The sequence below is a fragment of the Nocardia sp. XZ_19_369 genome, assembly GCF_015355715.1.
In the GTDB taxonomy this organism is placed as follows: Bacteria; Actinomycetota; Actinomycetes; order Mycobacteriales; family Mycobacteriaceae; genus Nocardia.
The window spans coordinates 428046-452466 of the sequence record NZ_JACVED010000005.1 but is presented as its reverse complement, the minus strand read 5'-3'; the positions used below and the strand labels follow the sequence as shown (position 1 = coordinate 452466).

Genomic DNA, 24421 nt, shown 5'->3' with positions numbered 1-24421 from the left:
GGAATCGGCGGTCGCGTGCCTGTTCAGGCCGTGCGCCAGGCGCCCGCGACGAGGGCGGCGGCATCGATTTCGGTGAGCTCGATGTCGAACTCTTCGGCCAAAATCTTCGGCAGCTCGGTCGCCTCGATCTGCCGGGTTTCGCTGGTGCCGTCCGGCCGTTCGGTGACCACTGTGGTGCCGTCGACGACACGGTGTACGTCGGGGAGGAACCGCTGCGCGTACGGGCGGGTGGTGAACGGTGAACGCGGCGAGGTGGACACGAAGTGGTTGCCGACCGCGAAATCGATGCGGTACTGCGGCGTCATCGCGAACGTGTAGCGGTCGACCCACCCGTCCTTGTCGAACTGGTGCAGCACCCACAGGTCGCTGTCCAGCTCGCCGCGGGTGAGCTCCAGCCGGAACCGCCAGTCGCCCGCCGTGAATTCGCCTACCTCCGTGGACAATTCGATCGGTGCGAGCGGGCCGGCACCGAATCCGACGTCGCACAACCACACTCGGTCGTCGTCGCTGGTGGTCACGCGCAGCAGGGCGTGTGTCGCGGGGCGCAGACCCTCCGCCGCCCCCATCGTGACCCGTGCGTGCAGGGCGGTGATGCCGAAGCCGAGTCGTTCCAGCGCGGCCGCGAACAAGCCGACATGCTCGTAGCAGTAGCCGCCACGGCGTTGCCGAATCAGCTTGTCCTGCAACGATTTCAGGTCGAGCGGGATGGTGCGGCCGAGGATGATCTCCAGGTTCTCGAAGGGGATCGAGGTGGTGTGCGCGTGCACGAGCTTGCGCAGCGTGTCGAGGGTCGGTGCGCGCTCGCCGTCGAACCCGATGCGCGCCAGGTACCCGTCCAGGTCCAGGTCCGCGCCGTTCCAGTGGTACGCCGGGTCCGTCGGCTTGCTCATCGTGGCCTCACTTCGTCGTCGCTGTTGCCAGGCACAACCGTGTCCGGTCACGATCCTGTTCCCCGTGGCGCGAATCGGCGCGTGTGGGCTCGGCCATGGTTGCTGTTTTGCCGTTCGATCCGGATCAGGCGGCGCACTTGGCATTCGGTGGTGCGGCAGGTCCGGTCGCGATGCCGTGGGCGACGTCGACCAGGTAGTCGCGGTCCGGGCCGTCCACGGGTTCGATGCCGAGGAGCAGCCGTTCCACGACACAGCCGCCCTCGAAGAAGGCCGGGCCGACGCTGTGATCCCCGGGCACGACGGCGCCGTTCAGGTCGCGGCCGGTGACGATGGTGTACATCGAGGTCGGTTTGCCCGCGGCGAGCAGCCCGGCCCGCATCTCCAGCGTGGTCGGGTAGGGCACCACATCGTCGCCGGTGCCGTGGATCAGGAATGCGCGTTTGACGTCCATCCGGCCGGCCAGCAGCGCGGGCGACCGTTCGACGTAGGCCTGCGGGCAGACGACCGGCGTACAGCCGCCCGCGTCACGTTCGATCTGCGCGGGCAGGTCCGGGTCGACCACCGACGCGCCGAGCCACATCGTGAAATCGTCTGCGGGACCGTAGTTGTCGACCCAGTAATCGAACAGCCCGCGCGGTCCGTGCGCCGCGGCGAGCCCACTCATGATGCCGCCCTGGCTCCAGCCCCACAGGACCGTACGCGTGATGGAACGATGCTCGTCCCGGTACCACTGCGTCGCGGCGACGATATCGCGCCAGCCAGCCCACAGGTTCCACTCACCGGTGCGCCAGACACTGCTCGCCGAGCGCAGATCCATCGACAGCACCGGGGTGCCGGTGCGCCGGGAGATCGACGTCAGATAACCCGCATAGTCACCGGCGGCCCCGTCGTGCCCGTGCACCGCGACGACCAGATCCGTCGGCGGAAGATCACCCGGTGCGCAGCGATACGGTTCGTAGACCAGCCCGGTCGCCTCCTCACCGTCGACGGTGAGCGTCACCGGCCGCACCGCAACCTCCGTCGCACAGTCCGGTTCGGCCGACACCGACGCGCTGGTCATCGCGCATGCAGCCAACAGGGCACCCACCGCCGCCAGTACGTATCCGCGCCTCATCCTCGAATAATGGCACGCCGCCGGTGCCGTACCCGGGCACCCGGCCGGACCGAACCGCGACTGTCACTAGATCCGAGGCGATTCGGCACCAGACCGAACCGCGACAACTGCGCCGCCCACCATCGCCGCCGCTCCCACCACGATCCCGAACACCGTCGCACCGCCTGTCAGACCGATTGCGTCACTGAGGAACCCGGCGGACAACGGCAGTGCGGCGGCTGGTAGGTATCCGCCGACATTCTGTGCGGCGTTCGCTTCGGCGAGCCGTTCGGCGGGCACGCTGGCGCTGATCGCGGTGAGACCACCGAATTGACCCAAGCCCTGCCCGATTCCGGCCAGGACCGCAGCCGCGGCGAACAGTACGAGCGACGACAGCCGCAGCGAGAGGATCAGCGTCAGCATGCTCGCCGTCGTGGCAGCGGCACCGCCGAGCAGGATCGTGCGCACCGATAAGCGCCGCGCGGCGAACTGAATGCCGGTGGCACCGAGGAACATCACGAAGGCGAGCCCGCCCGCGACCACCCGGTTGGTGGCGCCGAGCAGGTGCGCGAGCAGCGACGGTCCCAGCGAGAGTACGAAGGAGGTCGCCGTGATCCCCGGCGCGAACACCGCGATGCCGAGCAGGACCGCCGTCCGTCCACCCGGTGCCACGGCGGGAATTCGCAGCCACGGACCGCGCCCACCCGCGCCCTTCGGCAGCTCCAGCCGGGCAACCACCACGAAAGCCGAAGCGAGCAGCGCGATCTCGACCACGAAGATGGTCACCGTCGGGCCGGGCACCGTCTCCGACAGGACACCGGCGAGCAGCGGCCCGAGCCCGGCACCCAACACCATCGCCGACGAAGCGGCCAGCGCCGCAGTACGTTTGCGCCCCGGCCCGCCCACATCGGTCACCGCCGCCATCCCGGCGGACACCGCCGCACCCACCGCGATACCGGTGAGCAGCCGCGCAACGGCAAGCACCGCAACCGAACTCGCGGTGGCGAACAGCACGCACGCCACCATCGCCAGCGCGATCGCGGGCAGCAGCACCGGCTTGCGGCCGATCCGGTCCGACACCACCCCGGCGACCAGCAGCGCGCCGAGTAGTCCGGCGATATAGCTGGCGAAGATCGCCGTCAGCGTGCCGGCGGAAAAGCCGAGCTCGCGCTGCCACACCACATACAGCGGCGTCGCGGCGTTCGACAGCACGAACACCGCCATGACCGGCCACGCTGCCAACCACACGAGGCCGTTCTTCGCAGGCACCGACTTTCGGTGCGTCGTGAGCGTCGCCATGCCAACCTCCACTAGTTCGACTTTTCTCGTACCGATACGATCGCGGTCGAACTTAGCATCTAGTACGATAAAATACGTACAGGGCGCGACGACCCCAGGAGACCCGATGCCACCGGCCAGCACAGTCCCCGACACCCGTCTGCCCGAACCGGACCGCGCCGACCTGCGCCTCGACCAGGTGCTCGCCGCGCTCAGCGACCCACTGCGGCTGACCATGGTGCAGAAGCTGCTGACCGAGTCCCCGGACACCGACCGCTCCTGCGGCTGGTTCGACATCGACCGCCCGAAATCGACACTCACGCACCACTTCCGGGTGCTGCGCGAAGCGGGCGTGACCAGACAGCAGCGCTACGGCCTCGAACGCCGCAGCAAGGTCCGCATCGACGACCTCGACGCCCGCTTCCCCGGCCTGCTCGATCTGGTCCGCGCCTGGGAACCGGCGGAGTGACGCCCGAACGCTAGGATTCGCCTATGCGTTCGATTGATGTCGCCGAGCGGCGGGCCAGGCTGGCGGTACGGCACCGGCTCGCGGCGGCGAACCGCACCGACGAGGTCGCCGAGATCGTCCGGTCGCTGGTGGTGCTGCACGCGACCGATCCGGCGACGGTGTTCCTGTCCGTCGGTGCGCGCAGCAACACCGCCACCCCGGCGCACGTCGAGCAGGCGCTCTACGACGACCGGACGCTGCTGCGGCTGCTCGCCATGCGGCGCACCATGTTCGTCGCGCCGATCGAGCTGGTCCCGGTGTTGCAGGCGTCGTGCGCGGATGCGTTGGCGCACAAGCAGCGTCGCACCTACGGGAAGTACCTCGAGCAGGCCGGCGTCATCGACGGCGACGTCCAGCAATGGCTCGCCGAGGTCGAAGCCGAAACCCACGACGCACTGCTCGCCAGAGGTGCCGCCACCGGCATCCAGCTGAGCAAGGATGTGCCCCGGCTGCGCACGCAGGTGGATACCGCGCCGGACAAGGCGTATTCGAAGCCGACCAACATCACCACCTGGGTGCTGGTGACGCTCGGCTGCGAAGGTCGCATCGTCCGCGGCCGCCCGAACGGCAGCTGGTCGAGCAGCCAGTATACCTGGGAACCGATCGAATCCTGGCTGCCCCACGGTGTTCCATCGATGCCCGCCGAGCAGGCCCGCGCCGAACTACTGCGACAGTGGCTGCACGCCTTCGGGCCGGCCCCGATCACCGACCTAAAATGGTGGACCGGCTGGGGCGTAGGCGAAGTCCGCAAAGCCCTCACCGACCTCGACGTGGTCGAGGTCGATCTGGACGGCACAACGGGCTTGCTGCTCGCCGACGACGTGGAACCTGTTGCGACGCCGGAACCTTGGGCGTCACTGCTGCCCGCACTCGATCCCAGCCCGATGGGCTGGCAGTCCCGCGACTGGTACCTCGGCCCGCACGGCCCCGCCCTGTTCGACACGAACGGCAATATCGGGCCGTCCATTTGGTGGAACGGCTGCATCGTGGGCGGTTGGGCGCAGCGCAAGGACGGCGAAATCGTCTATCGCCTACTGGAAGACGTGGGGGCCGACGCCACGGCGATGATCGAGGCGGAGGTCGCGCGGACCGCCGAGTGGTTCGGCGACGTGCGCGCCATCCCGCGTTTCCGTACCCCGCTGCAACGGGAACTGACCGCCTGAATCAGCGTTGCCGCGAAAACCTGCCGCCCGCAACACTTCCTGGCTCATTCATCCCGCACAGGCGGCGCCCGGCGGCGGGGGCGGAGCGGTATCGACGCCGACGAGCACATTGGTGACGTAGTCGCGCGCCGCGCCATCCAGCGGCTCCAGCCCCTCGGCCACCCGCTCCACCACGCAAATGCCTTGCCGCCAGGTGGGTCCGACGTCATGCACGCCGGGCTGGATGCTCCCGTCGGCGCCGCGATCGGTGACCACCGTGTACATGGAATACGGCTTGCCCGCCGCGATCAGTGCGTTCTTCAGATCGACCGAATGCTGGTACGGCACATCCACATCGAAGATCCCATGGATCAGGAAGGTGCGCTCGGCATCGATCTTCGGCGCGAGCGCGACCAGGGAGCGGTCGGTGTACGCCTGCGGGCATACCTGCGGCGTGCAACCTCCCGCGTCGCGTTCGATCTGCGCACGCTGCGCGGGGAAGAACGCACTGGTGAGGTTCCAGTAGTCGACGATGTTCGTCGGTGCGAACGCATCGACCCAGTAGTCGAACAACCCGGCGGGCCCGTTCGCCACCGCCAGCCCGGCCGTCATGCCACCTTGGCTCCACCCCCACAGCACGGTCTTGCCGATCGACGGATGCTCGGTCTTGTACTGCTGAGTGATGGCCACGGCGTCCTGCCAACCGGCCCACGGGTTGAACTCGCCGGGCTTCCACACGCTGTCCTCGGCGCGCTGATCCAGCGTCAGCAGCGCGGCGCCGGTGCGCCGGGCGATCCCGGACATCACGTCGGGATAGGAGGCCGCCGTCTCGCTATACCCGTGCACCGCGACGATCAGACTGCGCGGGGCCAGATCACCCGGATTGCACTGGTACGGCTCGTAGACGCGCCCGGTCGCCTGTTCCCCGTCGACGGTCGCGGCGATCGACCGGACCGCCACGTCCCCGGCGCACTCGAGCTCGGCGGCCGCCGACGGTGCGGCGAGCCACGATGCGGCCAACACGGTCACCATCGACAACAACCACGCAAGGGAGCGACGGCCAGCAGTCATCGCCGCATCGTACTCAACCAGGGCAAACGTCCGGCTAACGCTAGGGGAGGTGACCGTCGGGGAAGAGTCGGGCACGTCACTCCGGGTATCAGCGCAGGCCGGCTGCGTGCGTGTGCCATGCGGGCGCCGGACCGATACGCCTGGCGTCAACAGCCTCGGTCGCGGCACCCGCACAGCGGTACTCGCCGTGGTTCGACCCCTACGACAGGTCACACCGCGCAGATCGCACTCCGTGGCGGCCGAGAGCCTCATCGACGAGGACCCCGGCAACGCGGACCCGCAGCCCGCCCGTCCACCAACTCACGTCGCGCAGATGGCACCCGGCACATGGCGGCCGGCGCGGGCGCGGGGCCGACGCCAGTGACGCGGGCTTGCCGCCCGCCCGTCCACGAGATCTCGCCGCGCAGGTGGCACTTGGTGGTGCCGCGGAAGCGCGGCTGACATCGGCCAGTGCGCCGGTACCGCATACCCGCACCCTGCCCAGTCCACCCACTCGCCCTGCGCAGGTCACACCCTGCGGCGCGGGCGCGGTATCCGCATCGATCAGTCCGCCGATGACGTACCGCCGCCCGCCCGTCCACAACCCTCACCCTGCGCAGATGGCACCCGGTGGCGGCGCGGGCGCTGTGTCGACGTCCGCCCACACATCCGTGACGTACTCGCGGGCCGCCCCGTCCATCGGCTCCAGATCCGTGAGAACCCGCTCCACCACGCAGGCACCTTGGAACCAGACCGGACCGATCCAGTGCGTACCGGGCAGCACGGCACCATCGGGTCCGCGACCGCTGACGACCGTGTACATCGAATACGCCTGCCCCGCCGCCGCGAGCCCGGCCTTCAGATCGATCGAATGCTGGTACGGCACAATCGGATCCGCCGTGCCGTGCACCAGGAAGACACGCTGGGCGGCCATCTTCGCCGCGAGCGCCGCGGTGGAGCGATCCGCGTACGCCTGCGGACAGACCGAAGGTGGGCAACCACCGGCATCGCGTTCGATCTGCTGGATCTGCGGCAGACCCAGCGTGTTCCCCACATTCCAATAGTCGACGGTATTCGAGGGCCCCGCGGTATTGACCCAATAGTCGAACAACCCCGCAGGCCCGTGCGCCAATGCCAACCCGCTCGTCATGCCACCTTGGCTCCACCCCCACAGCACGGTTTTGCCGACCGACGGATGCTCGTTCTTGTACCACTCCGCGGTGGCCACCACGTCGTGCCAGCCGGCCCACGGGTTCCACTCCCCCGTCTTCCACACACTGTTTCCGCCACGTTGGTCCAGCGTCAGCAACGCGGCACCGGTCCGCCGCGCAATCGCGGACATGACATCCGGATAGTCGGCGGCCTTCTCGTTGAACCCGTGTACCGCGAGGATCAGGCTGCGCGGCGCCAGATCTCCCGGCGCGCAGTGATAAGGCTCGTAAGCCCACCCGTGTGACTGCTCCCCATCGACGGCAACAGTGATCGGCCGCATCGTCACGTCCCCCGCGCAGTCGGGTTCGGCCGCCGCCGAGGGCAGGGCGAACGAGGAGAGCGCAAGGATCGTCACGATCGACAGCAACGCGGCAACCAGGCGATACCCGCCGTTCATCCCGGCATCGTGGCACGGACGCACGCGATTGTGTTGCGCAACAACGATAAAGCGATGAAGACGAGACGACACGCCTGTTGATCGGCGTCCGAGATCGTTCCGCTACATGTCGAGGCCGAGGTCGAGCACCCGGACCGAGTGGGTCAGTGCACCGACGGCGAGGTAGTCGACACCGGTCCTGGCGTAGTCGGCGGCCACCTCGAGGGCGAGTCCACCGGAGGATTCCAGTTTCGTCGCCGGCGCGGCCGCGTTGCGGCGTTGCACAGCGGCCTGCGTCTGCCACAGCGGGAAGTTGTCCAGCAGCACGAGTTCCACGTTCTCAGCCAGCACGGCCTCCAACTGCTCGAGACTGTCGACCTCCACCTCGCAGGCGATATCGGGAGCCAACGCGCGAACGGCGCGCAGTGCCTCGACCACCGAACCCGCCGCGACCACGTGATTGTCCTTGATCAGCGCGGCGTCACCGAGACCCATGCGGTGGTTCACCCCACCGCCGACCCGCACCGCGTACTTCTGCAACGCGCGCAGCCCGGGCAGAGTTTTGCGGCTGTCCCGGACCTTGCAGTCCGTACCCGCGACCTCATCGACCCAGGCGGCGGTGGCGGTGGCGATGCCGGAGAGGTGGCAGACGAGATTGAGCATGGTGCGCTCGGCGGTGAGCAGCCCGCGGGTCGGGGCGACCACGGTGAGCACGGATTGCCCCGGCGTCACCCGGGTTCCGTCAGCGACTCGCCCGGTGACCTCGTACTTCCCCGCGCCGATCACCTCGTCCAACACCAGCAGTCCGACGTCGAGCCCGGCCACCGTCCCCGGCTGCCGCGACACCACGGACGCCTTCACCACCGCATCGGCGGGCACCGTCGCCGCGGTGGTCACGTCCGGCCCGTAGCGCAGGTCCTCATCGAGCGCGATCCGGATGAGCGCGACCACCTCGTCCTGAGCCAACCCACTGTCCAGACCCATCAACCACTCCTCTACTACTCACGCGCGAACGCTTCTCACTGGGGTCGAGCGGCACGGTGCGAAAGCTGCTGTGCCACTCGACTCAACGCTGGGATGTCATCGGTCGAGCCGGGGCCGACCCTGTTCGTCCAGAACCACCGACCTGCTGCGCCGGAGCCGGTCGTCGGGCTCCGGATAGTCGGATCGCGTATGGCAGCCCCGACTTTCGGTCCGGGCTGACGCCGCGAGGAGCATGGTTTGCGCCGTGAGGGTGAGCGCGGCGTCCTCGATTTCGGCTATGCGGTCGGCGACTACCAACCCTGCCGTATCGGCCGCCGCAACACCGTCGAACGAGACCGCAGCAGGCACCGTTTCACGTTGCGTCACCGCATCTTTCATGCGCTTGATCGCCTCGTCCAGCCCGGCCCGGTCCCGCACCACCGAGGCGTGCTCGGTCATCAACTGTTGCAGGACACCACGATCCGCACGTTCGGCAACCCTGGTACGGACGTCGGTGACACGAACGCGCTCCCCGAGACGTTCGGCCGCAACCGCCCCGACTCGTTCGCCGACCACGAGACCTTCGAGCAAGCTGTTGGACGCCAACCGGTTCGCCCCGTGCAATCCGGTCCGGGCCACCTCGCCCGCCGCGTAGAGCCCGGCCACCGCCGTCCGACCGTAGGGGTCGGTCACCACGCCGCCGCACTGATAGTGCGCCGCCGGGGCAACCGGGATCAGATCGCTGCCCGGATCGATCCCCGCGGCCAGGCAGGACGCGGTGATTGTCGGAAACCGTTGCGCGAAACCATCTATCGCCCGCGCGTCGAGGTAGACGTGATCGGTGCCGAGGGCACGCATCCGCGCCGCAATGGCTCGCGACACCACATCCCGCGGCGCCAGATCACCGCGCGGATGAACCCCGGCCGTCACCGAATCACCTTCGGAGTCGACCAGAATTCCACCCTCGCCCCGCACCGCCTCGCTGATCAGCGGACGCCGCCCGAGTCCACCCGGCGTGTACAGCACGGTCGGATGGAACTGCACGAACTCCAGATCCGCCACCGCCGCACCCGCCCACAGCGCGAGCGCGACACCATCGGCGGTCGCCCCCGGCGGGTTGGTGCTGAGCGCGTACAGCTGGCCGAGACCTCCGGTCGCCAGCAGCACCGCGGGCGCGTGCACGACACCGAATCCCTTGTCGGACACTGCGAGAACGCCCTGCACTCCGCTGGGGCCGGTGAGGATCTCGCAGGCCGCCGCGCCGAACAGCACCGGAAGCCCGGCCGCGTTCAGCGCACGCTGCACCTCCGCGCCGGTGGCGTCACCGCCGGCATGGATGATCCGCCGGGTGCTGTGCCCGCCCTCGCGGGTCCGAGAGATCTGCCCGTCCCGGCCGAGATCGAAGACCGCGCCGAGATCGGTCAGTGCCGCGACCGCGGCCTGCCCACCCTCGACGATGGATCGCACGGCCTCGACGTCGCACAGCCCGGCACCGGCCTCGACCGTGTCGTGCACATGCGATTCGACCGAATCACCATGCGGCGCAACGACGGCGATCCCGCCCTGGGCGTACTGCGTGGATGTATCGGTGGCGCCGCCCTTGCTGAGGGTGAGCACTCGCAGCCCGCGCAGCGAGGCGGTGCGCGCCGCCGTGAGACCGGCGACGCCGCCGCCGATCACCACCAGATCGGCCGCGGTCTCCCAGTCGATCGACACCGGAGTCATCGGCCCGTGCCTTTCCTCGCCGACCACCGCCGTTACGGCAGGGGTCGGCGTCATTCACCACCGCCCGGATTGCCGATCTCGATCATCCGCTGCACCGAATTTCGGCCGCGCGCAGCGGTTTCCAGGTCGACGTGCACTTCGTCCTTGCCCTCGACCAGGCAGCGCAGCAGGGCCGCCGGGGTGATCATCTTCATGTACTTGCACGAGGCCCGGTCGTTCACGGCCTGGAAGTCGACGCCGGGGGCGGCCTTACGCAGCTGGTGCAGCATGCCGACCTCGGTGGCCACCAGTACCTGGGTCGCCTGGCCGCGCTGTTCACGCACCTGCTTGGCCGCGTCGATCATGCCGCCGGTGGACAGGATGTGCACCCGATCGGCCGGGAACGCGCCCTCACCGGCCAGGTACAACGCCGAAGTGGCGCAACCACATTCGGGGTGCACGAACAGATCCGCGTCCGGGTGGGTGCGCGCCTGCTCGGTGAGCTCGTCGCCGTTGATGCCCGCGTGCACGTGGCACTCGCCTGCCCAGATGTGCATGTTCTCCCGGCCGGTGATCCGCTTGACGTGCGCGCCCAGGAACTGATCCGGCAGGAACAGCACCTCGCGGTCCGGGTCGATCGAGGCGACCACGTCGACCGCGTTGGACGATGTGCAGCAGATGTCGGTGAGCGCCTTCACCTCCGCGGTGGTGTTCACGTACGACACCACCACCGCGTTCGGGAATTCGGCCTTCCAGGAACGCAAATCGTCCGCGGTGATGGAGTCCGCGAGCGAGCAGCCTGCCCGCTGATCGGGAATCAGCACGGTCTTCGCGGGGCTGAGGATCTTCGCGGTCTCGGCCATGAAGTGCACGCCGCAGAACACGATGGTGTCCTCGGGTGCGGCCGCGGCGATCCGCGACAGTGCCAGCGAGTCGCCGACGTGATCGGCCACGTCCTGAATCTCCGGCAACTGATAGTTGTGCGCGAGAATCGTCGCGTTCTGTGCGCGGGCCAGTCGCTTGACTTCCTGCGCCCACTCCGGGGTTGCTTCGACGCCGGTGAACCCCGACGGCCCGTCGAACACCTGCCCCATCAGCGGAGGCGCTAGTTTCGCACCCATCGTCGCCATGATGGCTCCCTTCGTCGTGCGACCGACTCCTCCGCCGATTCGCACCAAACCAGGTTTTCGACTTATAATCGAAAACGTGGCTCATAGTAGCACTATCCACGAATCGCTCACCGCGGTGTTCCAGGTTCGCCGGTTCCCCGCGAACATCGCCGCAGGTCCAGGCCCTGCCGGTGTCGGAAACGGGGTTATCGGTCGCTGCCCACCTGGGCAGCGGACCGAATTGGCGGTGCTGCTGTGGGAGCGCGCGCTCGACCCGCAGAAGGGCACCTGGTCGCTACCCGGCGGCCGTTTGCGCGACGACGAGGACCTCGACACCTCCGCGCGCCGTCAGCTCGCCGAGAAGGTCGATGTGCGCGAGCTGGCCCATCTCGAGCAGCTGTCGGTGTTCAGCGCCCCCGACCGGGTGCCCGCGCCGCGGCGCATCGCCTCGGCCTATCTCGGCTTGGTCCCGCTCACAGCAGACCCACAGCTACCCGCCGACACGGCCTGGCATCCGCTCTCCGCGCTGCCGCCGATGTCCTTCGACCACGGCACGGTCGTCGAGCACGCACGCACCCGGCTGGCCGCCAAGCTCTCCTACACGAATATCGCCTTCGCGCTCGCCCCGGCCGACTTCACCATGTCCACGCTGCGCGAAATTTATTGTGCGGCATTGGGTTACGACGTCGACACGACGAACTTGCAACGAGTCCTCACCCGGCGCAAGGTAATCACCCCCACTGGCAAGACCCGGGCCCCGGGCCGCGCGGGCGGTCGCCCCGCAGCCGTCTACCGCTACACCGACTCCGGCATCCGCGTCACCGACGAATTCGCCGCTTTACGCCCGCCGAGCTGACGTGGACCTACGACTCGACGCTCGACTTGCGATGCTTGCTCCCCCGCCGATACCGCCGCTTGTTCGCCACGGGTTGCGCGGCACTGCTGCGCCGCAACGCATCCCGCCGCCGCCAAGCGGCCAGATCCGCCCGCTCACGCACCTGCTCGGCGGGCAGATCCGACACTGTCCCCACCCTGTTGTTCTCGTTCACCACCGGACCTCCCTTCCATAGCCGGGCCAGCACAAGCTACCCCCACCCCCAACATCGCCTCCACTCAATTTATGCCGCCCCGGCGGGCAGCACGTCATGGTGCACAGCGAAGCGCCGGAAGTGCCACGGCGAGAACGGTTCAGGCGGTCTTCATCTGCGGCTGCGGCGGTGGGGTCGCGGTGCGGGCGAACACGCGCGCCAGACCCCAGAAGATCAACTCCACCAACCAGAACAGCACGAGGAACACCTGGACGACGATCACCGGGATCGCCAGGAACAGCACCGACGGCACGGCGATCAGCACCCAGGTGACGACCGCGCCGAAGCTCGCGCCGCGCAGCCTGCTGGCCAATCGCACTGCGGCCCACATCATCCAGTACCGCGGCACCGACACACCGAGCTCGCGCAGGCAGCGCCGGAAGATCCCGTCGGCGTCGGCGATGCTCACCTGGTGCGTATCGCGCAGGTAGTCGTGCAGGATGGCGGCGCGGGTGTAGGCGCCGTAGCGCGGCACGAGCCAGACCAGAGCCCGTGGCACCGAGGCGAAGTCGGTGCGGAACCCGGCCGGGATCACGAATTGTTGGGAATCACCTTGATAGACGAGGGGTTCGACCACCCGCCAGAACTTGGCGTCGATCTCCTCGACAACCAGCCCGCTACCGACGAACGCCACGACTCGTTCCTCTCTGAACGCACAGCGCATGCCACCATTCTAGGTTTTTTCGGTACGCCAGTGCCGTCCCGCGGGCAACGGTTCGGACAACGCTCAGCGGCGGGGACGAGTCTCCGGCATCGAACCGGAACCGGCCTCGGGGGCCGGTTCGTAGCCACGGTAAGGCATCGGGGCACCGCCCGCCGGGTACGACGCGGCACCGTATGGCCCGAATGCGCCTGCCGGGTCGAACGATCCGGCAGGCACGGCGGTGTTGTTGCCCAGATCCTCCGAAGAATTCAACGCGGCGAGGAACAGCACGAGCAGTGACGCGATCAGCGGCTGGACGATCAGCGCGAGCCAGGTGCCGACCTCCGTCGGCAGTTCGACGATCTGCCCGAGCGGCGGATCGTCCGGCCGCGGGTGCGTCCACTCGGCCACTTGTTCACCCAGCCGCGCCATCACCACGGCACCGACGAGCGAGCCGAGCAGTAGACCGATGGGCAGCAACGGCCCGCGCGCCGCTCGCCACCGCCAGGCGGCGACGGCGGTCAGCAGGCCGACGACCGCCGCCAGACACACGAACATCGCCACCGCGTCGAACTGGTGCACGCTCTCGCCGGTCAACACGGCGCCGCGGCCGGGCTCGACCACGAACAGCTGCTCGGTCGGCGCGAGCAGCCCCCACCCGACGCCGACCACCGCACTGACCAGCACCACCGCCAGCGCGATCACCGCGGCCGCGCGCGCCTCGTTCCGCAGCCCACTGCGCAGCGCCTGCACTAGCGGCGTTCCAGACTGGTCGCGTCGATCACGCCGTGCCGGGAGCACTTGGCCCACCAGCCGTCGGGACTCACCTGCACGACCATCCGGCGACCGCACTGCTCGCAGAAGCGCGGCGGCTCCAATCCCAGCGCGGCGGCCGCGGGCACGGCGTCGTCGAGGCCGGGCACGATCCGTTTGCCGGTGAACGGGTTGTAGCGCTCGTCCATAGGCAAGACATTACTCATGGGGGCGCTCAGAGGGTTTCGTTGAGCGCCTTGATCGGCATCTTCAACTCACCGAGCAGATCGAGATCCGCCTCGGCGGGCCTGCCGAGGGTGGTCAGGTAGTTGCCGACGATGACGGCGTTGATGCCGCCGAGGATGCCCTGCTTGGCGCCGAGGTCGCCGAGGGTGATCTCACGACCGCCCGCGAAGCGAAGAATGGTGCGCGGCAACGCGAGCCGGAACGCGGCGACGGCGCGCAGCGCGTCGGCGGCGGGCAGCACCTCGAGGTCACCGAAGGGGGTGCCGGGGCGCGGATTGAGGAAGTTCAGCGGCACCTCATCGGGCTCCAGCTCGGCCAGGTTCGCCGCGAATTCCGCGCGCTGCTCCAGGGTTTCGCCCATGCCGAGGATGCCGCCGCAGCAGACCTCCATGCCCGCCTCGCGCACCATGCGCAGCGTGTCCCAGCGCTCTTCCCAGGTGTGCGTGGTGACCACGTTCGGGAAGTGCGAGCGCGAGGTTTCCAAATTGTGGTTGTAGCGGTGCACGCCCATGGCCGCGAGCTGGTCGACCTGCTCCTGGGTGAGCATGCCCAGCGAGCACGCGACCTGGATGTCGACCTCGTTGCGGATCGCCTCGACGCCGGCCGCGACCTGCGCCATCAGCCGCTCGTCCGGGCCACGCACGGCGGCCACGATGCAGAACTCGGTGGCGCCGGTCTTCGCGGTCTGCTTGGCCGCCTCGACCAGGCTGGGGATGTCGAGCCAGGCCGCGCGGACCGGCGACTGGAACAGGCCGGACTGCGAGCAGAAGTGGCAATCCTCGGGGCAGCCGCCGGTCTTCAGGCTGATGATGCCCTCGACCTCGACCTCCGGGCCGCACCACTTCATCCGCACGTCGTGCGCCAGGGCCAGCAATTCTTCGAGGTGCTCGTCGCCGAGGCGGAGCACCTCCAGGGTCTGTTCCTGGGTCAGTCCTTCGCCGCGGTCGAGCACTTGCTCGCGGGCGAGCGCCAGGATGGAGAGGTCTACGGGGGCCTGGGTCACTGCACGAATCCCTTCGTTCGGCCGAGGTGGCCGTGCAACTTGAACGGTGTTCAGGCTAGGGTAGACGGGGCAGTGAGTCAAAACACTGCGGGCCGGATGATCGACCGTGCCGTGGCTCTCATCGACCACCGCGGCGCACCGGCGAGCGACCTCGAGGCGGTAACCTGCGTAACCACGAAGGGGCTGGCGACGCCCCCTCGGACAGGGAAGGAAATCGGGTGCAACTGCACAGAGCGGACGTGGTCGACGGTGCCATCGCGATCCTCGACCAGTACGGCCTCGCCGACCTGACCATGCGCCGCCTCGCCGGCTCGCTGCAGGTCCAGCCGGGCGCGCTGTACTGGCACTTCCCCAACAAGCAGGCGCTGCTCGGCGCGGTCGCGGACAAGATCCTGCTGCCGATGGACGAGCCGATCGTCGCCACCGAATGGTCCGGCCAGATCAGCGAATTGGCGCACCGGCTGCGCGACTGCCTGCTCGCCTATCGCGACGGCGCCGAATTGGTCTCGGCCACTTACGCATCGCGGCTCACCACGAGCAAGGGCCGGGAACGCATGGCGGGCGCGGCTATTCGCGCGGGCATGCCGCGCCACGAAGCCGAGCTCAGCTCGTTCACCCTGCTGTACTACGTCCTCGGCCAGACCGTCGACGAACAGTCCAGGATGCAGATGGAATCCGCCGGCGCCCTGCCCGACGACGAGACCCCCCTCGACGAGACCCCCGACCCCACCGCCCGTTTCGACTTCGGCCTGCAACTGTTCATCGCAGGCGTCCGTCACTTGCTCGGCACGCGGGTGCGCTGAGCCGCACACTTTCCGAGTTCCCGCACACGGAATCGCGTGCGATTCCGTGTGCGTCTCGACAGAAAGTGTGCGGCTGCTCTAGCCGGCCAGCGCCGGTTGCGCGGCGGTGCGGCCTGCGGGGCGGGGTAGGCCGAAGTGGTCGCGCAGGGTGCTGCCGGTGTACTCGGTGCGGAACAGGCCGCGCTGCTGGAGGATCGGGACGACGGTCTCGGCGAACACCTCCAGACCGCCCGGGTAGTACGGCGGCATCACATTGAAACCATCGGCGGCGCCGTTGCGGAACCACTCTTCGATCGTGTCGGCGACCTGCTCAGGGGTGCCTGCGAATACCCGGTGACCGCGCGCACCGGCCAGCTTGTGCAGCAGGCCGCGCACGGTCGGCCGTTCCCGCTGCACGATTCCGGCGACGACCTGGAGCCGGCTGCGGGCGTTGTCGGTGACCTCGCCCGCGTCATCGAACAGATCCACCGGGACCGCCTCGTCGAGCGGGAGGTGACGCAGGCTCTTGCCGACGATGTTCTCCAGTTGTGTCAGACCGTATTCCGGCACGGTGAGCTCGTTGAACTCGCGCTCGAGCCGCTTGGCCGCGGCCTCGGTGTCGCCGATGAACGGGCTGATGCCCGGCAGGATCTTGACGTGGTCCGGGTTGCGGCCGAAACCCAGTGCCTGCGCCTTGATGTCGGCATAGAACCGCTGCGCGTCCTCCAGCCGCTGGTGCGCGGTGAAGATCGCCTCGGCGTACTTACCCGCGAACGAGCGGCCCTCGTTGGACGCACCGGCCTGCACGAGCACCGGATACCCCTGCGGTGTGCGCGGCGCGTTGAATGGTCCACGGACACTGAGGTGTTCGCCGACGAAGTCGATCGGGTGGATCTTGTCCGGGTCGGCGTACACCCCGCTCGCCTGGTCGAGCAGGATGGCGTCGTCTTCCCAGCTGTCCCACAGCGCGACCACGGCGTCCACGAATTCCCTTGCCCGCGCGTAACGTTCGGCGTGGTCGGGGTGCTTGTCGAGGCCGAAGTTGGCCGCGGCGAGGTCGGTGCCGGTGGTGACGATGTTCCAGCCCGCCCGGCCGCGGGAGATGTGGTCCAGCGTGGAGAACAGCCTGGCCAGGTTGTAGGGCTCGTAGTAGGTGGTCGAGGCGGTGGCGATCAGGCCGAGATGTGTTGTCGCCGTGGCGATGGCGGTGAGCAGGGTGATCGGCTCCAATCCGGAGCCCGCGTTGTGCTTGACGTTGGTGCGCAGCGCCGGTCCGTCGGCGAAGAACACCGCGTCCAGCTTCGCGGCCTCGGCGGTGCGACCGATCTGCTGGTAGTAGTCCACGTCGTAGATCCGGCCGGGCTGACTGTCGGGATGCCGCCAGGCGGCCTCGTGGTGGCCGGACGGGTAGATGAACGCGTTGAGGCTGAGCTGACGCGGAGTACTCATGAGGCTTGCTTCTCTTCTTCGTGGAGGTCGTCGGCGCCGACGCCGAGGCTGGCCAGCAGCAGGGCGCGGTGTCGGATGAAGGCCGGATCACCGTGCCTGCGTGGACGTTCCAGATCGATCCGCTGGTCGAGGGCGATCCGTCCCTCGTCGAGCACGAGGACGCGGTCGGCGAGCAGCAGCGCCTCGTCGACATCGTGGGTGACCAGCAGGACGGCCGGCTTGTGCCGCGCGCACAGGTCTTGCAGCAGCACATGCATCCTGATCCGGGTGAGCGCGTCCAGCGCGCCGAACGGTTCGTCGGCCAGCAGCAGTTCCGGCTCCCGCACCAGCGAACGGGCCAGCGCGACGCGTTGCTGTTCGCCGCCGGAAAGCTCTCTGGGCCACGCTTTTTCGCGGCCCGCCAGGCCAACCTCGGCGAGTGCGGCCCGCCCACGCTCGGCGGCACCGGTCCCGCGCAGACCGAGAATCACGTTGTCGAGCACCCGGATCCACGGCAGCAGCCGGGAATCCTGGAACACCACCGCACGTTCGGCCGGAACCGTCAGTTCGCCCGAGCCGGGCACGTCGTAGTCCAGTTCCGCCAGCGCACGGAGCAGGGTGCTCTTTCCGGAACCGCTACGACCGAGCAGGGCAACGAATTCCCCGCGCGCGATGTCGAGATCGATGTCGCGCAGCACGACCCGCTCGCCGAATCCGCGACGCAACGCGCGCGTCCGGACTACGTTCAGTCCCCCAATGTCTGTCGCCATGACAGCGCCTTCCTTTCCACCGCACGCACGGCGAGATCACCGAAAAGTCCGAGCAGGCCGTAGATCACGAGCCCGACCACGATCACGTCGATTTGGCCGTAGGTGCGGGCCTGGGTCATCAGGTAGCCGATGCCGCTGGTGGCATTGACCTGTTCCACCACCACCAGGGCCAGCCAGGCGATGGTCACCGCGAGGCGAAGTCCGAGGAAGAAGCCGGGCAGCGAACCGGGCAGCGCGATGCGGCGGATGAAGCCCCAGCGCGAAAGTCCTACCGTCTGTGCGAGTTCCACGTACCTGGCGTCGACGCTGCGCAGGTAGGCGTGGGTGTTCAGATAGATCGGGATGGCCACGCTGGTCGTGATGACGAGCAGCTTCATCTCCTCGCCGATGCCGAACCACACGATGAACAGCGGGATCAGCGCGAGCGTCGGAATAGCGCGCTTGATCTGAATCGGGCCGTCCACCAGCGCTTCACCGATCCGGCTCAAGCCCGCGACGAGTGCGAGGACCAGCCCGACGGCGACACCGAGGACCAGGCCGTAACCGGCGCGCTGCACCGAGGTGAGCAGGTTGGATTGCAGCCTGCCGTCGGCGAGCAGGTCACCGGCGGTCTGGGCGACCGTCCACGGCGCCGGCAGGGTCTCCGGATCCATTGTGCCGGAGGCGGATCCGAGCACCCACGCGGCGATCAGCAGCGTAGGTCCGACGGCGGCGCCGAACGGGATCGGCCGACCGGGGCCGAGCCGGGGCCGGGTCGGCTTGCGCTTGGCGAGTTCGCGCGCCGGTGCGGCACTGCGCCCGAACTTGTTCCATACTCCGGCGTCCAAGGTGGCCATCAGCGTTCCTTCGGGGCGAACGCGGCACCGCTGGCGGTGACCGCCTCGGTGATCGCGGCGTCGTAGCGCAGGTCGAAGCCGTTGGCCGCCTGCACCTTCTTCGGCAGCTCGCCGGCCTCGGCGATGGCGTCGATGGTGGCCTGCTGCCGGTCGACCAGCTGTTGATCCAGATGCGGGAAGGTGAAGGTGCCCAGCGAGTCCACGATGCGCTTGGCGTCCTCGGGACCGACCTTCTGGTTGTCCACGTAATACCTGCGCGCCCACTCGTCCTGATGGGTGTTGACCCACTGGTTGGCCCGCACGAACGCGCCGACGAGGGCGCGGGTCGCGGCGGCCTTGGCGGGATCCTGCACCACCGCGCGGCGGGCATACAGATAGCCGAGCCCGCCGTAGATGCCTTCGGTCTGCGCGTCCGGGATCAGCGACGCACCCGGAGTACGCAGCAGCCGAGTCACATTCGGCTCGATCAGCGGCGCGACGTCCACCTGCGCGGTGCGCACGGCGTCGAGGAACTCGGCCAGCTGCAGCCGGATCAATTGCACGTCACCGGGTTTCAGTCCGGCCTTGTCCAGCGCGCGCAGCACCGCAGCCTGCTGGGCGGTGCCCTCGGCGTAGGCGATCTTCTTGCCCTTCAGGTCGGTCAGCGTGCTCACCGACTTGCCCGGCGCCACCGCTAGTTTCAGTGCGGTCGGGCTGGTTTGGTACGCGGCGACGATCGGCACGTCCTGCCCGGCGATCAACGCGTGGATCGGCGGCACATCGCCCACCTGCGCCACGTCGGCGGCCTCGGCGCGGAAGGCTTCGAGAATGGCCGGTCCGCCGACGAAATTGGCGAACTCGACCTGGAACGGCAGCTTGTCCAGCTCACCGGAGATCCGCAGCACCGACTGCAGGCGCTCGGACTGGTCGGCGACGATCAGCTTGGTGCCTGCCGGAACGTCAACGGGTAGCGGCGTGTCCGCGGCGACGGGACCGACCGGCTTGTCGTTGTTCGCGCAGCCGGTGAGTCCGAGGGTCGCAACGGTTGCCACGGCGAGCAATGCGGCGGTGGTGCGGCCTTGGCGGCCGAACAGAAACGTGCGTGGTCGGTACATGCAGGGATTCAAACAAGACAAATCCGGCCCGAACACCGTTTGTCTCATGCTGGTTCGAACTGCTCAGCGCGGTGCCGCCGCCGTCGTCTGCGCCCGGACCTGCTCCTGGTACTGCTGGATGAACGGCAGGATCTGCTGGTCGATCACCGTGTTGTACTCGACCGGGCGCTGCATCGGATTGGCATGCCCGGTGTTTCGCGCCTGCACCACCGAGAGCGTGCCGTCCACGCCGCCGGCCTGCTCGATCAACACCTGGTGCGAGTACTCGACATCGACCACCCGGTCCCGGCTCGGGTCGCGCGGACGGATGAAAACGATGGCGGGGCGCGGCTTTCCGTCCACCGGCGCGGCCAGCGCCTTCAGATCATTGGTCGCGCCGCCCGCCACGATCGCGGTGAACTGCACCTCGATCAGCCCGTTGCTCGCCGCGTTGCGCGAAAAGATCTTCTCCCGCAACACCTCGCCCATCACCACACGCAGCCGGCCGAAGCGGATGCCGGGCGGTCGGCCATCGCCGCCGTACGAGACGAAACGGTCGCGGCGCGCATAGGTTTCCACGGCCAGCCGCAGCAGGCGGCTTTCTCGCGCGCCGGGCAGCCAGCGCATCCAGCGCACCATGTCCTCGCCGCGGCCGCGGCTCTCCGGGCGGACCGCGTTCAGGTCCACCGGCGTGCAGTCCAGGATCACCCCGGCCAGGTGGCGGTCGCTGTCGAGGTGGATGTGTTTGGCGACCTCCAACGCGATCACCCCGCCCATGCTGTGCCCGACCAGCACGATGTTCTTCAAGCCGGACAGCTCGGTGGCGCGCACGATCAGGTCGGCGATGACCTTGGTGTCGATACCTTCGTTGTCGTAGCGGATGGCCCAGACCACGCCCATCCCGCGCAGCGCGGGCAGGGCGGCGGCGGTCGCGCTGGCGTCCAGGCCGCCGAGCCCGACCATGTCGACCACCACCGTGTCCCAGTCTTCGGGATCGGCCGGGGCGGCGACGGGCAGGATCGCGGGGTCGGTGCGGGCGAGTCGTACCTGTTCGGGTTCTACGTCGTAGGTGAGGTACTGGGCGAAGACGACCAGTACGGCGGCCAGCAGTACGACCACCCGCAGCACCGCGGACCTGGTCCGGCGCAACGTCTTCCACTCGTGCCACAGGCTGGTGTCCCGTAGCCGGGCTTTGCGTCGCGCGTCGTCCCAGTCCGCGACAGTGGACGGGTGCCGGTCATCGAACGGCGACATCTGTCCCACTGTAGGTAAAGAATGTGGACTGTCGCCATTCCACACCTTGCCCCCGCGGCGCCGCGAACCCGACCGAACGGTAGAGTCCTGCCGTCAACCTCGGCGGGTGCGGGAATCCGGTGTAATTCCGGAACGGTCGCGCCACTGTGATCGCCCTCACGGCGAAAGTCAGACCTCCCCTGCCGGGACAACTCTGGAGAGGCCGCGACTTGCCTGTGGAGCACCACCGAATCATGCGCGCTCGGCGCATGCCGGAACCCAGCGCTGGCGGGGTGGCGGCATGACTCGTGTCCGTGCGGCGATCATCTTCCCTGCCCTCGGGGCCTTACTGATCTGCGCGATGATTCTCGCCACCGGCTTCGGCGCGGAAACCTTGCCCGTCTCTTCGGTATTGACGGTGCTGCAACACCGGGTGACCGGGCAGGCGCCGACCGACTTCGGCTTGGACACCATCGTGTGGCAGCTGCGGGTGCCGCGAACTGTGCTCGCCGCGATCGTCGGCGCGGGGCTGGCGCTGGCGGGCGCGGCCATGCAGACCCTGGTGCGTAATCCGCTGGCCGACCCGTACCTGCTCGGGGTTTCGTCAGGTGCGGGGGTCGGCGCGGCTGCGGTCATCACCTCCGGGTTGTTCGCCGGGGCCGGGGTGTGGGCGTTGTCCGGTGGGGCGCTGGTCGGTGCGTTCGTCGCGGCGGGGCTGGTGTTCCTGATCGCGGTGCTGCAGGGCGGGCTGACGCCGTTGCGGCTGGTGCTCACCGGCACCGTGCTCAGCTCCGGGTTCGCCGCGTTGAGCAGCTACCTCATCTTCCGTCGTCCGGATCCTTCGCACGCCCAGGCGGTGCTGTTCTGGTTGCTCGGCAGCCTCGCGGGCGCCGACTGGACGCGAATCGCGTTGCCGCTGAGCGTGGTAGTGGTCGCGGCTGTCGCGCTGCTAGGTGCGAGTGGCTGGCTCGACGCGCTGACCGTCGGCGGCGATACCGCCGCCTCACTGGGCGTTCCCGTCAAAGAGCTCCGCATTGCGCTGTTCGTGTTGCTCGCGGTGCTGGTCGGCGTGCTCGTGGCGGTCTCCGGTGGTATCGGCTTCGTCGGGCTGGTTGTCCCGCACGCGGCCCGTCTGCTGGTCGGTCCGCGTCACCGCAATCTGTTACCCGCCTGTGCGCTCTGCGGTGCGCTGTTCCTCGTCGTGGCCGATGCCGCCACTCGAATCGTGGTTCGCCCCATCGAGATCCCCGTCGGCGTGCTGACCGGACTCATCGGCGCCCCCACCTTCCTGATTCTGATGGGGCGACGGCGTTATCGGTTCGGAGAGTCATGAGCGGTAACAACATCGCCATCACCAGCACCACTAGCTCTGCGCGCGACAGCGTCGAAACCACTGGTAACGCTGGAGCATTGAAAGTGCACGGGCTCGCATGCGCAGCTGGGCGCCGGACCGTGGTCTCCGACGTGAGCTTCGCGATCCAGCCCGGCGAGACGATCGGGATCGTCGGACCGAACGGCGCAGGGAAGTCGACGCTGTTGCAGACTCTCGCGGGGGTGCGGCGGCCGGTGCGTGGTCGGGTAACGGTGGATGGCGAAGTGCTGCACGCGATGTCGTCGCGCCGGCGGGCCCGCACGGTTGCGATGGTCGCACAGGACGAGCGCCCACCGGCTGACCTGCGCGCCGGCGAGGTGGTGGCGCTGGGACTCACCCCGTACCTGCCGCCATGGGGTGCCGGCTCGCCGCTCGAACAGCAGGCTGTCCAAGAGGCGTTGGCCACGGTGGATCTCACCGGATTCGCCGACCGACCGGTGCATCGACTCTCCGGCGGTGAACGCCAACGAGTGCTGCTCGCCCGCGCGCTCGTGCAGAACACCCCGGTGCTGCTGCTGGACGAACCGACGAATCACCTGGACATCACCCACCGACTCGAACTCCTCGCGCTGACGCGCACCCTGCAACGAACCGTCATCATGGCGCTGCACGATCTGACCCTGGCGGACCGCTACTGCGACCGAATCCTGGTGCTACACAACGGCACCGCCCACTCCCTCGCCGCGCCGACCGTCGCCCTGGCTCCCGAGGTGGTCGACGCGGTGTTCGGCGTCCGCGCCCTCCGCGTCCCCCATCCCGACACCGGCGAACCCCACCTGTTGATCACGCCCCGCGAGGCGACGCTATGAACTCGAACCGTTGAATACCTTGAGAGGCGAATCTATGAAGCACACTCTGCGAATGTTGGTTGCGGTCACACTGGCCGCGACGGTGGCCGGATGCAGTGCGGAGAACACGGCGTCCGGGGATCTCACGATCCGGAATTGCGATGTGGACGTGCGGTTTCCGGCTCCCGCGCAACGAATGTTCGTCAACGACGGGAATCTGATCTCGATGGCGCTCGCACTCGGAGCGCAGGATCAGGTGGTCGCGGTGTCGAGTGTGCAGCGCGACACCGATACGTTGCGCAGGCACTACGGACCGGTTGTCGATCAGCTGAAGTCTGTTGCGCCCGAATACCCTTCACGCGAGACCGTGCTCGCGCAGGGACCCGACGTGATGGTCGCGGGCTGGAGCTACGGCTATGACGAAGCCAAGAACCTGACCCCGGAGTCGTTGAGCAAGGCCGGGATCGCGGCCTACACCCTCACCGAGAGCTGCCGCCAGCGCAATGGTGAACGCCCGCGCGGCATCGTCGAGCCGTGGACGGCGCTGCGCACCGATCTCACCAACCTCGGCGCCATCACCGGCCGCGCCGACCGCGCCACCGAGGTGACCGCCGACCTGGATCGACGCCTGGCCGCGCTGACCGCCGCACCGCAGGCCGAGCGCAAGCCGACCATCTTCCTGTTCGACAGCGCCACCGATTCCCTCATGTCCAGCGGCAGTTTCGGTGCGCCCCAGGCGATCCTGGACGCCGCCGGTGGTCACAATGCGCTCAGCGACGTGGCCGACACCTGGACCAGGGTCTCCTGGGAGCGCCTGGCCGCCGCCGACCCGGACGCCATCATGTTCGTCGACTACCCGCCGCAGACCTTCGCCCAGAAGGTCGAGGCCCTCCGTGCCAAGCCCGGCATCAACCAACTCCGCGCCGTCACCGAGGGCCGCTTCCTCAACCTCCCCTACGCCATGTGGACCAGCGGCCCCCTCAACATCGACGCCGCCGAGCAGATCCGCAAGCAACTCGAACAGTGGAACCTGGTCCCCGCCTCCAGCATTCAACCCCAGGTCGACGACGCCCTTCGCTGA

The 24421-nt window shown here is 68.5% G+C and carries 25 protein-coding genes and 1 riboswitch; of the genes, 7 read left to right on the top strand and 18 right to left on the bottom strand.

Annotated features, from left to right (window positions below; all coding sequences use genetic code 11):
• Positions 1 to 23 precede the first annotated feature (23 nt).
• The 3 genes from IBX18_RS20985 to IBX18_RS20975 form a co-directional block, all read right to left on the bottom strand.
• Positions 24 to 890 carry an arylamine N-acetyltransferase gene (locus IBX18_RS20985; RefSeq protein WP_194835267.1) on the bottom strand — a complete coding sequence of 289 codons (867 nt, stop codon included), beginning with the start codon at positions 888 to 890 and terminating at the stop codon, positions 24 to 26.
• A 124-nt stretch (positions 891 to 1014) separates the two neighbouring features.
• Positions 1015 to 2004, bottom strand: a complete 990-nt coding sequence (locus tag IBX18_RS20980; RefSeq protein WP_228541447.1) for a S9 family peptidase — start codon at positions 2002 to 2004, stop codon at positions 1015 to 1017.
• Positions 2005 to 2070: 66 nt separating this feature from the next.
• On the bottom strand, positions 2071 to 3282 hold the full coding sequence (locus IBX18_RS20975; protein ID WP_194835266.1) for an MFS transporter: 1212 nt from the start codon (positions 3280 to 3282) through the stop codon (positions 2071 to 2073).
• A 106-nt stretch (positions 3283 to 3388) separates the two neighbouring features.
• On the opposite strand from IBX18_RS20975, the gene IBX18_RS20970 reads away from it, so the two are divergent.
• Together IBX18_RS20970 and IBX18_RS20965 are read left to right on the top strand one after the other, a co-directional pair.
• Positions 3389 to 3730, top strand: a complete 342-nt coding sequence (locus IBX18_RS20970; protein ID WP_107655224.1) for a helix-turn-helix transcriptional regulator — start codon at positions 3389 to 3391, stop codon at positions 3728 to 3730.
• Positions 3731 to 3753: 23 nt separating this feature from the next.
• Positions 3754 to 4932 carry a winged helix DNA-binding domain-containing protein gene (locus tag IBX18_RS20965; protein WP_194835265.1) on the top strand — a complete coding sequence of 393 codons (1179 nt, stop codon included), beginning with the start codon at positions 3754 to 3756 and terminating at the stop codon, positions 4930 to 4932.
• A 48-nt stretch (positions 4933 to 4980) separates the two neighbouring features.
• Here the strand turns inward: IBX18_RS20965 and IBX18_RS20960 are convergent, their stop codons facing one another.
• The 5 genes from IBX18_RS20960 to nadA all read right to left on the bottom strand — a co-directional run bounded on the left by IBX18_RS20960 (position 4981) and on the right by nadA (position 11346).
• The gene (locus IBX18_RS20960; RefSeq protein WP_194835264.1) at positions 4981 to 5982 is read right to left on the bottom strand and encodes a S9 family peptidase; all 1002 of its coding nucleotides are present in this window, start codon (positions 5980 to 5982) and stop codon (positions 4981 to 4983) included.
• A 586-nt stretch (positions 5983 to 6568) separates the two neighbouring features.
• Positions 6569 to 7570 carry a S9 family peptidase gene (locus tag IBX18_RS20955; RefSeq protein WP_194835263.1) on the bottom strand — a complete coding sequence of 334 codons (1002 nt, stop codon included), beginning with the start codon at positions 7568 to 7570 and terminating at the stop codon, positions 6569 to 6571.
• A 102-nt stretch (positions 7571 to 7672) separates the two neighbouring features.
• Complete coding sequence (gene nadC, locus IBX18_RS20950) at positions 7673 to 8533, bottom strand: carboxylating nicotinate-nucleotide diphosphorylase (protein ID WP_194835262.1); 861 nt, start codon at positions 8531 to 8533, stop codon at positions 7673 to 7675.
• Between the two features lie 96 nt (positions 8534 to 8629).
• A complete protein-coding gene (locus tag IBX18_RS20945) occupies positions 8630 to 10237 on the bottom strand; it encodes an L-aspartate oxidase (RefSeq protein ID WP_194835483.1) in 1608 nt (535 codons plus the stop codon).
• A 50-nt stretch (positions 10238 to 10287) separates the two neighbouring features.
• Entirely contained in the window at positions 10288 to 11346 is a 1059-nt protein-coding gene (gene nadA, locus IBX18_RS20940) for a quinolinate synthase NadA (protein WP_194835261.1), read from the bottom strand.
• A gap of 76 nt (positions 11347 to 11422) precedes the next feature.
• Between nadA and IBX18_RS20935 the strand changes: the two genes are divergently transcribed.
• On the top strand, positions 11423 to 12181 hold the full coding sequence (locus IBX18_RS20935) for an NUDIX domain-containing protein (RefSeq protein WP_306796343.1): 759 nt from the start codon (positions 11423 to 11425) through the stop codon (positions 12179 to 12181).
• 7 nt (positions 12182 to 12188) lie between these two features.
• Here IBX18_RS20935 and IBX18_RS20930 read toward each other — a convergent pair whose 3' ends face one another.
• From IBX18_RS20930 to bioB, 5 genes are all read right to left on the bottom strand, one after another.
• A complete protein-coding gene (locus IBX18_RS20930) occupies positions 12189 to 12374 on the bottom strand; it encodes a hypothetical protein (protein WP_194835509.1) in 186 nt (61 codons plus the stop codon).
• Between the two features lie 139 nt (positions 12375 to 12513).
• Positions 12514 to 13077, bottom strand: coding sequence for a DUF1353 domain-containing protein (locus IBX18_RS20925; protein ID WP_228541446.1), 564 nt, complete (start codon positions 13075 to 13077; stop codon positions 12514 to 12516).
• 63 nt (positions 13078 to 13140) lie between these two features.
• Positions 13141 to 13809: a DUF2567 domain-containing protein gene (locus IBX18_RS20920; RefSeq protein WP_306796342.1), complete on the bottom strand. Its 669-nt coding sequence runs from the start codon at positions 13807 to 13809 to the stop codon at positions 13141 to 13143.
• On the bottom strand, positions 13809 to 14018 hold the full coding sequence (locus tag IBX18_RS20915; protein WP_107655216.1) for a hypothetical protein: 210 nt from the start codon (positions 14016 to 14018) through the stop codon (positions 13809 to 13811). The genes IBX18_RS20920 and IBX18_RS20915 overlap by 1 nt, the downstream gene beginning before the upstream one ends.
• Positions 14019 to 14044: 26 nt before the next feature.
• Complete coding sequence (gene bioB / locus IBX18_RS20910) at positions 14045 to 15058, bottom strand: biotin synthase BioB (protein ID WP_135235944.1); 1014 nt, start codon at positions 15056 to 15058, stop codon at positions 14045 to 14047.
• A gap of 218 nt (positions 15059 to 15276) precedes the next feature.
• On the opposite strand from bioB, the gene IBX18_RS20905 reads away from it, so the two are divergent.
• A complete protein-coding gene (locus IBX18_RS20905) occupies positions 15277 to 15861 on the top strand; it encodes a TetR/AcrR family transcriptional regulator C-terminal domain-containing protein (RefSeq protein ID WP_135235943.1) in 585 nt (194 codons plus the stop codon).
• A 78-nt stretch (positions 15862 to 15939) separates the two neighbouring features.
• Here IBX18_RS20905 and IBX18_RS20900 read toward each other — a convergent pair whose 3' ends face one another.
• From IBX18_RS20900 to IBX18_RS20880, 5 genes are all read right to left on the bottom strand, one after another.
• On the bottom strand, positions 15940 to 17289 hold the full coding sequence (locus tag IBX18_RS20900) for an LLM class flavin-dependent oxidoreductase (RefSeq protein WP_194835260.1): 1350 nt from the start codon (positions 17287 to 17289) through the stop codon (positions 15940 to 15942).
• Positions 17286 to 18038 carry an ABC transporter ATP-binding protein gene (locus IBX18_RS20895; RefSeq protein WP_194835259.1) on the bottom strand — a complete coding sequence of 251 codons (753 nt, stop codon included), beginning with the start codon at positions 18036 to 18038 and terminating at the stop codon, positions 17286 to 17288. Before IBX18_RS20895 ends, IBX18_RS20900 begins: the two co-directional genes overlap by 4 nt.
• The gene (locus IBX18_RS20890) at positions 18014 to 18874 is read right to left on the bottom strand and encodes an ABC transporter permease (RefSeq protein WP_194835258.1); all 861 of its coding nucleotides are present in this window, start codon (positions 18872 to 18874) and stop codon (positions 18014 to 18016) included. The genes IBX18_RS20895 and IBX18_RS20890 overlap by 25 nt, the downstream gene beginning before the upstream one ends.
• The gene (locus tag IBX18_RS20885) at positions 18874 to 19968 is read right to left on the bottom strand and encodes an ABC transporter substrate-binding protein (RefSeq protein WP_194835257.1); all 1095 of its coding nucleotides are present in this window, start codon (positions 19966 to 19968) and stop codon (positions 18874 to 18876) included. Before IBX18_RS20885 ends, IBX18_RS20890 begins: the two co-directional genes overlap by 1 nt.
• 63 nt (positions 19969 to 20031) lie before the next feature.
• Complete coding sequence (locus tag IBX18_RS20880) at positions 20032 to 21201, bottom strand: alpha/beta fold hydrolase (RefSeq protein ID WP_194835256.1); 1170 nt, start codon at positions 21199 to 21201, stop codon at positions 20032 to 20034.
• A 65-nt stretch (positions 21202 to 21266) separates the two neighbouring features.
• A riboswitch (cobalamin riboswitch) is annotated at positions 21267 to 21398 on the top strand.
• Between the two features lie 83 nt (positions 21399 to 21481).
• Between IBX18_RS20880 and IBX18_RS20875 the strand changes: the two genes are divergently transcribed.
• The 3 genes from IBX18_RS20875 (at position 21482) to IBX18_RS20865 (ending at position 24421) form a co-directional block, all read left to right on the top strand.
• The gene (locus IBX18_RS20875) at positions 21482 to 22513 is read left to right on the top strand and encodes an iron ABC transporter permease (RefSeq protein ID WP_194835255.1); all 1032 of its coding nucleotides are present in this window, start codon (positions 21482 to 21484) and stop codon (positions 22511 to 22513) included.
• A gap of 131 nt (positions 22514 to 22644) precedes the next feature.
• Positions 22645 to 23361, top strand: a complete 717-nt coding sequence (locus IBX18_RS20870; RefSeq protein WP_306796341.1) for an ABC transporter ATP-binding protein — start codon at positions 22645 to 22647, stop codon at positions 23359 to 23361.
• Positions 23362 to 23395: 34 nt separating this feature from the next.
• A complete protein-coding gene (locus tag IBX18_RS20865) occupies positions 23396 to 24421 on the top strand; it encodes an ABC transporter substrate-binding protein (protein ID WP_194835253.1) in 1026 nt (341 codons plus the stop codon).